This is a genomic window from Candidatus Neomarinimicrobiota bacterium, from assembly GCA_041154365.1.
Taxonomy (GTDB): Bacteria; Fidelibacterota; Fidelibacteria; order Fidelibacterales; family Fidelibacteraceae; genus Fidelibacter; species Fidelibacter multiformis.
Window position 1 is genome coordinate 2,473,633 of the sequence record AP035449.1, and the last position, 13,410, is coordinate 2,487,042.

The 13,410-nt window shown below is 43.0% G+C and carries 8 protein-coding genes; 7 read left to right on the top strand and 1 reads right to left on the bottom strand.

Translation table 11 applies throughout. The features are described 5' to 3' along the window. Positions 1–27 precede the first annotated feature (27 nt). From strainIA91_RS10550 to strainIA91_RS10560, 3 genes are read left to right on the top strand one after another with little or no spacing between them, the layout of a single operon-like run. Complete coding sequence (locus strainIA91_RS10550; RefSeq protein WP_400166740.1) at positions 28–3,141, top strand: efflux RND transporter permease subunit; 3,114 nt, start codon at positions 28–30, stop codon at positions 3,139–3,141. Beyond that, positions 3,113–6,253 (top strand): efflux RND transporter permease subunit, encoded by a 3,141-nt coding sequence (locus tag strainIA91_RS10555; RefSeq protein ID WP_400166741.1) that lies wholly within the window; start codon positions 3,113–3,115, stop codon positions 6,251–6,253. Before strainIA91_RS10550 ends, strainIA91_RS10555 begins: the two co-directional genes overlap by 29 nt. Then, positions 6,250–7,545 carry a TolC family protein gene (locus tag strainIA91_RS10560; RefSeq protein ID WP_400166742.1) on the top strand — a complete coding sequence of 432 codons (1,296 nt, stop codon included), beginning with the start codon at positions 6,250–6,252 and terminating at the stop codon, positions 7,543–7,545. The genes strainIA91_RS10555 and strainIA91_RS10560 overlap by 4 nt, the downstream gene beginning before the upstream one ends. Before the next feature lie 281 nt (positions 7,546–7,826). Here strainIA91_RS10560 and strainIA91_RS10565 read toward each other — a convergent pair whose 3' ends face one another. Then, on the bottom strand, positions 7,827–8,075 hold the full coding sequence (locus strainIA91_RS10565; protein WP_400168263.1) for a four helix bundle protein: 249 nt from the start codon (positions 8,073–8,075) through the stop codon (positions 7,827–7,829). A 377-nt stretch (positions 8,076–8,452) separates the two neighbouring features. Here strainIA91_RS10565 and strainIA91_RS10570 point away from each other — a divergent pair, with 377 nt between their 5' ends. The 4 genes from strainIA91_RS10570 to allB are packed head-to-tail and all read left to right on the top strand — an operon-like array spanning position 8,453 to position 13,404. Next, a complete protein-coding gene (locus strainIA91_RS10570; RefSeq protein WP_400166743.1) occupies positions 8,453–9,268 on the top strand; it encodes an FAD binding domain-containing protein in 816 nt (271 codons plus the stop codon). Further along, entirely contained in the window at positions 9,265–9,741 is a 477-nt protein-coding gene (locus strainIA91_RS10575; RefSeq protein WP_400166744.1) for a (2Fe-2S)-binding protein, read from the top strand. Before strainIA91_RS10570 ends, strainIA91_RS10575 begins: the two co-directional genes overlap by 4 nt. 4 nt (positions 9,742–9,745) lie before the next feature. Next, entirely contained in the window at positions 9,746–12,070 is a 2,325-nt protein-coding gene (locus strainIA91_RS10580) for a xanthine dehydrogenase family protein molybdopterin-binding subunit (RefSeq protein WP_400166745.1), read from the top strand. After that, the gene (allB, locus tag strainIA91_RS10585) at positions 12,067–13,404 is read left to right on the top strand and encodes an allantoinase AllB (RefSeq protein ID WP_400166746.1); all 1,338 of its coding nucleotides are present in this window, start codon (positions 12,067–12,069) and stop codon (positions 13,402–13,404) included. Before strainIA91_RS10580 ends, allB begins: the two co-directional genes overlap by 4 nt. Positions 13,405–13,410 lie beyond the last annotated feature (6 nt).

Genomic DNA, 13,410 nt, shown 5'->3' on the forward strand with positions numbered 1-13,410 from the left:
AAACCAATTTCCGTTTTGATGATTACTATGGCATTGATACTTATCGGAGTTCAGTCAGGACGCCAGCTCCAGTACAGCTTTTTACCGGACATTGAATACCCTGAGTTTTTGATTTTGTGCAAGTATCCTGGAAGCAGTGTCAGAGAAGTGGAGAAAGAGGTTATCCAACCTTTGGAAGAGGCACTATCGGGCATTGAGGGAATTCGAGAAATGGTCTCATGGTCACGGGATGAACTTGGTATTATTACTTTACGCTTCAAATGGAAAAGTGATGTCCGTTATTCCTTTCTCCGAATTCGGGAAAAAATTGACGAGACAATGGATCAATTCCCAAAAGGTATGGATAGACCTTCAATCATGGATTTTAATCCTTCCTCTTTGCCCGTGCTTCGTTTTACCCTCGCCGGTGATATGGATCTGATCGCTTTATCCAATTTTGCAGAGGATGTTATCAAACCCAGATTGTCGCAACTGAATGGCGTTGCCGGTATTACGATTAGCGGCATGCCCGAACAGGCAATTCAGATTACCATAGATAATCAACAATTGGAACTCTACAAGCTGAAGTATGATGATATACAAAAAGCAATTATCGAAAATTTACCGGGGAAATCCTTTTCATACGATGTTAAATCAGGATATGCCATTCATAAATTAACAGTGGAGTTTCCCGTACGGAATTTACAGGACATGTTGCAACTCCCCATTCCCAATCCTTCCGGCATCCCTCTCATATTGGGAGATATTGCCGAAATAAACCTGAGTACTCTCCCCTTTTCCGGTAATAATTTTTCTGACAAAGAAGCAGCTGTAACAATAAATGTATATAAAGAAGCAGGATCAAATACTCTTCAGGCAGCTCAATCAACACGAGAAGAATTGAAGGTGATTCTTACTCAAAACAAAGATATAAGAATAAAAATTATTTCAGATCAGGGTACTTTTATTTCCACAGCAATCAGCAGTTTAAACCAGTCTATCCTGCTTGGGAGCATCCTTGCTTTTTTTACTATCTGTCTGTTTTTCAAGAAAAGCCGTTATGCTCTGCTATTACTGTTAATGATTCCAATTACCCTGACTATAACGTTCATACTCTTCTATTTTCAGGGTATCTCATTGAATTTTATGACCTTAGGAGGAATTGCGCTTGCAGTGGGTCTAATTGTGGATAATGGTATCGTGATACTCGATTCCGTGCATCGCCATTACCTGCCAAATGAGCCTGATAAGAGCATCTACAAAGGAATTCAGCGTGTAAAGTTGGCTGTATTTGCCTCAACTTTGACTACAATATCCATTTTTTTCCCGGTTGTGTATATTGATGGATATATCTCCATTATCTTTAAAGATCAGGCCTGGGCAATCGTATATACCTTGTTGGTTTCACTGCTGATATCACTGTATGTTATTCCGGCTTTATATAAACTGAGTTTTTCCTTCTCGAAACCACATCAAATCAAAACCGGTGGCAGAATCAATTTTATCGTATGCTTTAGAAAAAGAATAACCCCTCATGTCCGGGTCTTATCACACCCATTTCGTTATTTATTTACCCGGTTTATTTCTGCATTCGACCAATTATACCAACAGAGTGAAGCCGCGTATCACCGTGGGCTTTTCTATTTTCTAAATCATAAATCCCGGCTTTTTTTCCTGCTTTTATTCACGGGAGTAATTGTCATTATTGGCTGGAACACACAATTATCCAAACAATATTGGCCTGATATTCCATCGAACCGGGCAGTCCTCAGTACAGATATTCCGGATGATATACCCTATTCTGTCTTATATGAAGAAACTCAAAAAACCATCGACCAACTATTGAGTCATCCTGCTGTTGAGGGAGTCTATGCCAAAACCTTTGATCCCAGGTCAGGCGATGATTCAGGCCCTGATATTGTTACTCTCACACCGGGATTTTATACCATAGTTTTTGAGTTGAAACTTCTGCACAACATGGATGAAGTTGAATTCCGAAGGATGGATTGGCAAAATCTTATAACATTGCCTGTGAGTTCCTTTCAATCATATCGAACCACGGCATTGAGACAGGAAATCGTTACTCAAGAATCAAAAAATATCTGTATTTATTTTCAAGGCACCGATGATGAACAAAAACTTGAACAAGCAAGCCGTTTCAGAGAGTGGATGGAGAAAAATCAGAAACTTGAAAATGTTGAGATCAATCGGGGTAAATACCAGCCGGCATTAAAGGCTGTTTTTAAGGATGATATGATTGCTAAATATCCTATTAGTCCGTCACTTTCAGCGCAGCGCCTGAAAATAATGAATATCGGAGAAAAAATCACTGTGTGGGCATTTGGCGATGACAATTTCCCAATTGTTTTGAAAAGTAAAGGGGAAGAATATACTTCATTACCTGACTTTATGAATCAGAGTCATCCTGTTGGAACCATTGCATTAAGAAACGAACAGCTCTTTGACATTGAGAAAGAATATGTAATAAACGAAATAAAACATGTTAATAAAAAGAGAGTTATTTCGGTAGAAGCAGACGTCCCTATGACAAAAATGGTTCCACTCATCAGAAAAATAAATCGATGGATTCGTGAAAATCCTTCAGAATCTGTTAATATTTTTATCGCTGAGCAAAGTATGGAAACAGCGACATCCTTGATGGAATTATTCAAGGCATTTATCCTTGCCACCCTGATTGTATATCTACTACTTGCCGCCCAGTTTGAATCATTATTACATCCGCTGAATATCATGCTGACGGTTCCTGTCGGATTTGCCGGGGCAGTTCTGGCCCTGCTGCTGACGGGTGGATCTTTGAATGTCATATCTCTTATCGGAATTGTGATGCTTATCGGTATCGGTGTAAATGATGCCATCCTTAAACTGGATTACATGTTGAAAATGCGAACAGAAGAACAACAAACAGTAAGAGAAGCAATTTTGAGTATGAGCAAAGTAAAATTTCGTCCTGTTTTAATGACGACTATGACGACAATAATGGCAATGCTCCCAATGGCGCTGGGATATGGAGGGAATTCTGAAATCAATCAGCCTCTTGCCGTAACTGTTATAGGCGGACTGACTTTAACGACTTTTTTTACACTTTTTATTACCCCTGTATTTTTTGAATTATTTGAAAACAATCATGATAAGATTTCTTAGATTCTCCTTAAAACATCCTGTCAGTATTTTGATTGCAATGGCGATTATAGTTCTTATTGGATTGAATTCTTTCATACATATCCCCATAGAAATCAGACCGATATCTGAAAGCGGCAATAAGGATCGCACCTATAAAATACAAATAAATGCCTTATGGCCCGGACAGACGGCAGAAATTATTCAAAAAAGTATCACATCGCCGATCGAAGAACATTGTGTCAGAATCAGAGATTTAATAGATATCAGAAGTTCAACAACTGATTCAGAAAGCTTTGTCACTCTGAGCTTTCCGGATGATAAGAATAAAAAGTATTACCATATCCATGTACGGGAGAAAATCTGGCATCTACAAAAAACAGGTATTATACCAGATGAAGCCGACATCGGCATCCAGGTTTTGTATGAAAACGAAGAAGAGCGGAAACAATTTTCTGAAGCCTTTATTGAATTCCAGATCAATGGTCCCTATGAATTGAATCAATTACGGCAAATAACAGATCAAAACATTGCACCGAGGATTCAATCTTTGGAAGGCGTCAGTGATATAAAAATTTTTGGAGGCTCTTCTGGTTATGTGGCAATTCATCTGAATCCTGATAAATTGAATCAATACGCACTGTCTGCTAAAGAAATCTATGAACAGATTCATACGCAATTTACTTATATGGGCCTTGGACGGATTAAATCTGACAATTCAAACCGTATGCTGCTATTTGACAATCGGCCTCAATCATTCCATCAAATATTGGATATATACATCAAACCTGGGCTGACACTCAATGAAATTGCCGACATAACGTTTGAGTACCAGCCTTCTTATTCTCTTTCAAGACGAAACGGCATGGCATTGATTACTGTTCAGGTATTCAAGAAACCATATGAGAATGCACTGGAGTTTTCTAAAAAGCTAAGACAAACAATTAATCAGATACAGTCTGAATTGCCGATATCAACAGAACTGGTTATCACAAAAGATCAGTCAGAGGAACTGCGGAATGAAATCGTGGCATTTGGTATTCGTTTCTTTATTATAATGAGTGTGATTTTTCTAATCCTGTATTTCGTATTCCGGAAATTTTACCCCGCTCTGCTAATTCTAACGATAGTTTTTCTCACATTATGCGCAACATCAGTTTTTCTTTATTTCAGTTCATCTACCATCAATATTTTAACATTAGCCGGCATTGCCCTGGTTTTGGGAATGGTGGTTGATAATGCCGTGGTCATAATAGAGAATATTCAACATTACAATCATCTGGGAAAGCGCCCTTATATTTCCGCATTGCGTGGAACTCTTGAAATTTTTTCACCTCTGGTAGCATCTTCAGCCACAACACTTTTTGTCTTTTTTTCTTTGCTGTTTCTGGTTGAAAGACTCGGGAATTATTATCATTCAATGGCTTATGTCCTTGGATTTACTCTGTTTTCTTCACTGTTGATTTCAGTTGTATTTATTCCAGCTTCCTATTTATACAGCCCGGAAAAATTTAATTCTCACCAAAGAAGCCGGCATTCATATTATTCTTTCTACCGAAGGATTTTAGCTTTTATGCTAAAATATTCCCTTGTTTTCTCCATAGGTTCACTTAGTTTGCTTGCTTTGATTTTTCTGATTTTTTTTAAAAATATTGAGACCGGAAAAAATTATCAGGCAACATCTGCCATACCGGAAACAAGAGTAAATATCACGGCGCCAAAGGGAGTGACCCTTACCACGCTTGATGCCATGACACAATCATTTGAAAAAATTGTAATGAATTTCGATACTCATGCTGAAATCAAAACCTATATTGATCAGCGGAATGGATGGGCTTCATTGATTATCCAATATCCGGACACCCTAAAAAATCAAATACTGCCGTATCAGATTGAATCCAGACTGATTGGCCAGGCCGTGGATTATGCCGGTGTAGGAATTTTTATCAGCGGCTTTTTCCCTGAGCCTTATTCGAACGGTGGATACAAAATCTATACAATGTACAATACTCAGCTTAAGATATCCGGTCCGGACTATGATAAATTATGGGAATTATCTAAAAGTATTCTCACATTGGCCCAGACCGATCCCCGTGTTGGCGAGACGATCATCACGCCTTCAGTGCGTAATCTGTGGAATCTTCAAAATGAAACACATCATTACCGGTATGCTATTGATGTTGGGTATTTATGGAAAAATAATATATCCATACAGACAGCATATTATGCGTTTTTTGAGTTATTTCCATATCATTTCTGGCAAAGTGAATTGTCGATCGGTGGCCGACAGGTACCGGTAAAAATGTCAGCCACTAGAGAATTACCCGAATTGGATGCTATTCAAAAGAGTACACTTCAATTCAGCAATGGTAAGTCTGCAAGCTTCTCTTTATTAGCAAATATACAACCGGAAAAGAAAATCGAATGGATAGATAAAAAAAATCAGCAATTCCAATTTACTCTTGCCTGGAATTATCGCGGCCCCGGAGAACTTAATGACAAACATGTTCAATCACTGCTGGAAAGCATAAAGCTTCCTCCAGGCTACATTCTGGAAAAAGAAGAATGGACATATTTAACTCATCAGGAAAAAAAATCACTCAATAGTCTGATCATTTATGCCATACTGGGTGTGTATATCATTATGACCATCTTGTATAACTCTTTATGGAAACCTTTTGTCATTTTTTTAAGTGTCCCTTTTTCACTTATCGGCGTATTTCTTCTATATCTGTTTTTTAACAGAAGTTTTTCAGCCGACTCATATATTGGTATTGTTCTATTAATTGGCATTGTCGTGAATGATGCAATTGTCCTTGTGGAGAGAATTTCTCAATTGGAAATGAAAAACCTTCATTTGAAACAGGCTATTTTACAATCTTCCATTGAAAGAATCCGTCCAATATTAATCACAACCATTACAACAATCGGAGGATTGTTCCCGCTCTTGTTTTTAAAAACAGGTAACACGGCTTTGGCAGGCATACTTGAAGAATTAAGTTTTATCATGATCGGAGGTCTGATTAGCTCCACACTTTTTACAATTACTATCATTCCCATTTTTTATCACATTTTTCACAGACTGGTTAGCTGGAATATTCGAGTTTTTAGATATAACAAAGGAAACGAATTATGACAAAAAAATTTACATGTATAATATGGCTGATTTTGATTGGAATTTCTTCATTAGCCGGGATTGATGATTCGTTGCCATTTGACAGTCTTATTCCCGGTGCAATGGAAAAAAATCCTGTCGTAAAACGTGCCAAAATGGATATTAAAATGTCAGAGCTTGATAAAATGGAGTTTTATTTTGATTATATTCCTCCAATAAATCTCTCCCTTAGCAGCAGCAGCATGATACAGGGAGCCAGAAAGGTGCAATTGGGCGGAGATATCTTTCTTCAGGAGGGGAAAAAATATCAAAGTCATTTAATGGGAGTCTCATTATCGTACTATCTTGTTCAGTGGGGAGAAAAAAGAAGAAATTTGAATATTCAGGAAATGAAGGTGTTGAAAAGCCGTTACGAATATATATCTGTTTACAGGGTTCATCTATTACAATTAATCAAAGACTTGCTGAAATTAGAGTCACTCCTTTTTCAAACCAGGCTGAATGAAAAGGAGATAGAAGATTTAAATCGTCAACTTGAATTGGTAGAAAAAAAAATTGAGTCCGGCAGCCTTTCAGCAGTGAATGGCTGGAAATTTTCAGCAGAAATAAGCAACGAACTCAATCGAACGGATCATCTCAAACAAGAGGTCCTCAGTCTAATGCGAATTATTGAGAACAACTATGGATTAGAGACTCATACACTTAACCATATAAACCCGGTTCCAGTAATGAATGAAGTTGATTTTTCTTTGCCAGACAGGCTCCCGGCTATCGAAACAATTCAGAAAAACATCGATATTGCATACAAAGAGATGGAAAACATCAAACGAAAAACACTCCCTGATATTGGTATCAGTATGGGATATTTTCGAAGTGGGACTGAAATAGCCGATGTGTGGTCAGCATGGGATGAAAACTGGAATGCCAGCGCCTCTGTCAATCTTTCATTGAACCTATCCAACATTTTTCTCAATAAAACCCACATAGAGAAAAAACAGGTTCAAATTAATCAAATGCAGGAGGATATCAACAGCTATTATCAGGAATGGAATCAATGGCTGGAAGATCTGACTCGTAGATTTAAACAAACCCAAAAGGATATTTTAATGATTCAGGAAAATCAAAAAATCTACGATAAAATATTTGAATATGAATCTAAGCGGTATGAACAAGGCCTTGTCAGTTTTGAAAATTATATTGAAATCAGACGCCTGATAGTGCAGAATAAAATTGATCTTCATCAAAGTTATTTAAACTATCTGGAGTTACGTTATGAATATCGCATCAATTCAGGGAAATATGATCCTGATTGATAGATACTATTTTTATAAATTTACTAAGATCCCTGATTTATTAAACACACTATCATGTTATCTTACTACGTCCTAAAAAGCATTGTAATCCGATTTACAACAACTTATTAGACTCGCGTTGAAAATGTAAGAAGCGGCTACTTATCATACAGACGTAAAATCTTGCGACTCTCATTCATCACTACTTGACTGCCGACTGTCCACTGTCCACTGTCGACTGCCGACTGAAAAAATGACTCGTAACGCGTGACGCGTGACAAGGGGGTTTGAGGGAAAGGTATTTATTGGCGGGAAAGGTAACGAATCAGGTCGATATCCATGTTTTTGAATTCAAGAATCTCTTTTAAATATGTTTCTAATAATTCTCCTGAAATGTACTCGAGACGATGTGAGGTGAGTTGTGTCTCCAGTTCCGATAAACTGCCAGAGCAGAAGGCAATGTTGGATGGAATTGAAACCACAGATCGTTGTATCCGACGGATCATACCATATTTCCTATCATCTGGAAATGCTTTCGTTATCCTGTATATCCTGGTTACTCATGCAATACTTCTTTTCCAAACATCCAAATCTTTGTGTGATTTCAAAATAAATCCCCATTTTACACAATTAACTAACATATACTAATATTCATCACACTAAACAATAATTATCCCACAAAAACCACTTGTTACTTGTCACTCGTCACTGCCTTGTCCCTTTTCACGGGGCAAGCAATCATCACCTGGAAGTTAGAAATTAGCGTCGCTTCGCTCCTGGTGTGTCAATCAAATCAATCAAACCAATCTAGTCAATCGACTTTTCGACTTTCGACTATTGACTGACGACTGCCGACTGTCGACTGTCTACTGCCCACTGCCGACTTGTCCCTTGACATTCCCCCAAATTCAACGGAAATTTCAAGACTATGAAAATAATTACGTGGTATTATCCCGACAACCCGGCAGAGGCCGCCGGACTTTCTGAATCGGATAAGGTTTTTCTTCACAGCGGGGGGACCGGCTTGCTGATGAGCAACCTGAAAGGGGTACAGGGTCTTGTGGATTTGAACAAACTCCCCCTGAAAACCATTCATTCCGAAAAAGGCCTCATTACCTTCGGCAGTCTGTGTACCTATGCCGATGTGGTATCCTACTTTAAAAAAAAGAATCCGGATCATCTCCTGGTTCACTCTTTGCACCAGTCCGCCAGTACACCTCTCCGGAACCGGGTTACCCTGGGCGGTACACTGGCCATGGCACCGCCCTGGTCCGATCTGACAGGCCCGCTCATGGCCCTGGATGCCCGCCTGGCTTTGGAAGGAAAATCCCGGGGGGAATATTCCGTAGAGGATTACCTCACACAAAAAGAACTCCGGAGCGGCACGGTGATCACATCCGTTAAAATCCCCCTGGAATGCGGTCTGTGTGCCCATTACCGGGAGGTCCGGACACAGCGGGATATGCCCCTGTTCAACCTGACAGTGGTTTTGAATGTTGAAAAGGAGAGGATCTCCCACGCCCGGCTCATTGCCGTAGGGACCCGAACAAAATTCACCCGGATGAAGGAAATGGAAACCTGGCTCAAAGGACAATCCTTAAAATCCGTGAAGATTCCGGAAGTTGAAAAACGGTGCCAGCTTTCCTTTGGGAATAAAGCAGGGACCGATCCCGAATATCTGGCTGTAAAGGCCTCTATCGAATTGGGTCGCATGATCGCCGGTCTGGCAGGAGTCACATCATGAAAGCAGAATTTACCGTAAACGGAAGTGCCCGGACCTTTACCTTTGAGCCGGATGAACGTCTGTTAACCACTCTGCGAAATCACGGCTATATGGAAGTGAAAAACGGTTGCCTGGAAGGGGTCTGCGGTGCCTGCGTGATCCTCCTGAACGACAAACCGGTGAATTCCTGCCAGGTTTTAACGGCTTCGGTAACGGGACAAACCATCACCACGGTCCGGGGTATCGGCACCCTGCACACACCCCATATCATCCAGGAAGCCTTTGTGGAAGCCGGAGCGGTCCAGTGCGGATTCTGTACACCGGGAATGATCACTGCAACATACGCCCTCCTCCGGGAAAATCCTGATCCTTCTGAAGCAGAGATCAAGAATGCCCTGGACGGAAACCTCTGCCGCTGTACCGGCTATGTAAAAATTATCGAAGCAGTTCAACGGGCAGCCCAAAGACTCCGGGAAACGCAAGGAAACGAATAATACCATGAAAAAATATACACGCATCGGCAAGGCTGAACTGAAGATCGATTCCCTCTCCCTGGCCACGGGAAACCATAAATTTACCGATGATTTCGCCGTGAAGGATTCTCTCCATTTGGCCCTTCTCTACTCTCCCCATGCCCATGCCGAAATTCTGGATATTGACGACTCGGAAGCCCGAAAATCCTCCGGAGTGATGGGTGTCTTCCACTATAAAAATGTCAAACCCATCCTTCATACCACGGCCGGACAGGGATTCCCGGAACCCTCTCCCTATGACACGGTTCTCTTTGATAAAAAGGTCCGCTTTGTGGGGGATAAAGTGGCCATGGTGGCAGCAAAAACCCTGAAAGAAGCCCGGGAAGCCCTGAAAAAGATCAGGGTGGAATACAAAATCCTCGACCCGCTATTTGATCCGGAAAAGGCCATGGAGGCCGATGCACCCAAACTTCACGGACCGGATCACCATGCAGCCATTCCTGTGACTTATGATCCGGATAAAAACCTGGCGGCGGAAGTGGAAATCGACTTTGGCGATCTGAAGAAAGGCGAATCGGAAGCCAATTTCATTGTGGATGAAACGTATCATGCCCATTACGCTTCCCACTGTGCCATTGAGCCCCATTCCGTGAAAACCTTTTTCGATGAGATGGGCCGCCTTGTTATCATTTCATCCACCCAGGTCCCTTTTCATGTCCGCCGGATTGTCTCCAAAGTCTGTGAATTCCCCCTGGCGAAAATCCGGGTCGTGAAACCCCGTATCGGCGGCGGATTCGGTGCCAAACAGGAGGTAATGCTTGAACAACTGGCAGCCTGGGCCACCATCAAACTGAAACAGCCGGCTACATTGATTCTTTCCCGGGAGGAAGTCTTCCGCTCTTCCAGAACCCGCCACCCTGTCCGAACCCGCCTGACAATGGGTGTGAAAAAAAATGGGGAAATTACTTTCCTGGATATGAACACCCTTCTCAATTCCGGGGCTTACGGAACCCACGCCCTGACGGTTCTTTCCAACTGCGGGGCCAAGGTTTTGCCGTTGTTGAATAAAATTGAAAACCTCCATTTTCTGGGCCGGTCCGTCTACACCAATCTTCCCGTAGGCGGCGCTTACCGGGGATACGGCGCCACCCAGGGTTATTTTGCCCTGAATCAGCACCTGGATATCATTTCCCGAAAACTCCATGTGGATTTTATCGATTTTGTGAAAAAACATCATATCCGTGAAGGGGAAACGTCCGAAGTTTTCAAAGCCATCGGCGAGGGGACGGAAGGCGTGACCCAGACAGTGAAATCCTGCAAACTGGATGCCTGTCTGGACTGGGGCGCCAGGGCCATCGGCTGGAAGGAAAAACGGGGTAAACGGATAACCAATGGTGACAAGGTCCGGGGAATCGGGGCCGCCGTGGCCATGCAGGGATCGGGCATTCCCCTCATCGACATGGGGGCCGCTTCCATGAAAATCAACGACGACGGGTCGTTTAACCTGGATGTGGGTGCTACCGATATCGGGACCGGCTCTGACACCATCCTGGCACAGATCGCCGGAGAGGTTTTGGGCGTGGGACCGGATAAAATCATCGTCCTCTCGTCCGATACGGACCGCACACCCTTTGATGTGGGCGCCTATGCTTCCTCCACCACCTACATTTCCGGCAGGGCTGTAAAAAAATGTGCTGAAAAAATCCGCGAACAGATTTTTGATGTGGCTGTTACCATGAAAGGCTGGAACCGGAAAGACCTTGTTCTGGCGGAAGAATCCGTAAAAAACAGGAAGACAGGTGAAGCGGTCTCATTATCCGACATTGCCATTTTCGCCCTCTACACACAGGACCAGTTCCAGATACAGGCTTCCGCATCCCATACCGCCCCTGAATCCCCGCCACCATTTATTGCCCATTTTGTGGAACTGGATGTGGATAAACGCACCGGAAAGGTGGATCTGATCCGGGTGGTCACAGCCGTGGATTGCGGACAGGCTATCAATCCGGTTCTTGCAGAAGGTCAGGTGGAAGGTGCCGTGGTGAACGGACTCTCTTATGCCATGGCGGAAAAGTACGTTTTCACGTCTAAAGGAAATCTGATCAACGCCCATTTTAAGGATTATAAAATATTTACTGCGGCGGATCTGCCGGAAATGAAAACCCATATCGTGGAATCCCATGAAGTAACAGGTCCCTTCGGCGCCAAATCAGTGGCGGAAATCGGCATCAACGTGTCCATGCCCGCCATCGCCAACGCCATTTACGATGCCGTGGGTGTCCGCCTTTTTCAGGCACCTTTTACACCGGATAAAGTCTACACAGCGTTAAAGAAAGCAGGTAAGCTTTGATTATCAAACACGGTTATATCGCCCTTCCCGGCGAAAAATCCTTTCTCCCCCTGGATATTGAGATCGAAGACAGTAAAATTGTCCGTACCGGTTCCAATCTTTCGGGAAAAGATATTTTTGATGCGGAAGGATTATTGATCTTTCCCGGAGCCATCGATCCCCATGTCCACTTTAATGATCCGGGATACACGGAACGGGAGGATTTTACCCATGGAAGCCGGACTGCCGCATCCGGTGGCGTAACCACCGTTATCGATATGCCCTGTACCTCCATCCCTCCTGTGACAACACTGAAAAATTTCCACAAAAAACTGGATGCCGTCAGAAATAAAAGTGTGGTGGATTTTGCCTTCTTTGGCGGTGTTTCGGGACAGTGTTTTGAGAATGATCCTGACAAAAACATCTCAGAACTGGCCCCGCATGTGCTGGGTTTTAAAACCTATTTTATATCGGGGATGGATACATTTCGCCGGCTGACTTTTGAGCAATTCACCCATGTGTTGAAAAGCACAGCTAAAGTCAAACGCCCTGTCCTTCTCCACGCGGAAGATTACGATACGGTAACCCGCTATGAAGCGACAGAGCGGGAAAAGGGTTCGGACTGGCAGAACTTTTACGCCTCCCGGCCGGAAGAAGCAGAACTGATCGCTGTAAAACATGCCGTGGATCTGGCCCAGGCCGCGAAGGGATCTCTTCATATTGTCCACATCGGCACGGCAGAAGCAGCCGAATACCTGGCAGGTAAACCCTTTGTGACCGGCGAAACCTGTCCCCACTACCTGGAATTTTCCCGGGAGGATTTTGAGGAAATCGGCGGCGCCCTGAAAACCACGCCTGTGGTCAAATCCCCGGGAAACGGGGAAAAGCTGTGGAAACACCTGATGACGGGAATTCTGGATTTTGTAGCTTCCGACCACGCCCCTGCCCCGGCTTCCCAGAAAAACACCGGCTCTGCCTGGACCGATTATTCCGGCATTCCCGGTACAGGAACGCTTTTCCCGTATCTCTATTCTGAAGGACTTGTCCGGCGGAAAATGCCATTGGACCGATTTTTGAAGGTCATCGCCGAAAATGCGGCAAAGCGGTACGGACTCTTTGACCGGAAAGGATCCATCGAACCGGGAAAAGATGCCGACCTGATCCTCCTGGATCCGGACAAAACAACACGTATCCGGGGGAAAGAGTTTTATTCCAAGGGGAAAATCACACCCTTTGAAGGGCTGACTTTCGAGGGAAAAATCATGAAAACCCTGCTTCGTGGACACATTATCTACGACGCGGATAAAGGGATCACCGTACCCCCGGGTACCGGACATTTTTTACGAAAAGGATAGCTTTTT

What these genes read in the sequence shown, in the direction of transcription:
- strainIA91_RS10570 (WP_400166743.1), top strand. Translation starts at nt 8,453, where the DNA reads ATGAAAATAATTACGTGGTATTATCCCGACAACCCGGCAGAGGCCGCC.
- strainIA91_RS10580 (WP_400166745.1), top strand. Translation starts at nt 9,746, where the DNA reads ATGAAAAAATATACACGCATCGGCAAGGCTGAACTGAAGATCGATTCC.
- strainIA91_RS10575 (WP_400166744.1), top strand. Translation starts at nt 9,265, where the DNA reads ATGAAAGCAGAATTTACCGTAAACGGAAGTGCCCGGACCTTTACCTTT.
- strainIA91_RS10560 (WP_400166742.1), top strand. Translation starts at nt 6,250, where the DNA reads ATGACAAAAAAATTTACATGTATAATATGGCTGATTTTGATTGGAATT.
- strainIA91_RS10550 (WP_400166740.1), top strand. Translation starts at nt 28, where the DNA reads ATGGCATTGATACTTATCGGAGTTCAGTCAGGACGCCAGCTCCAGTAC.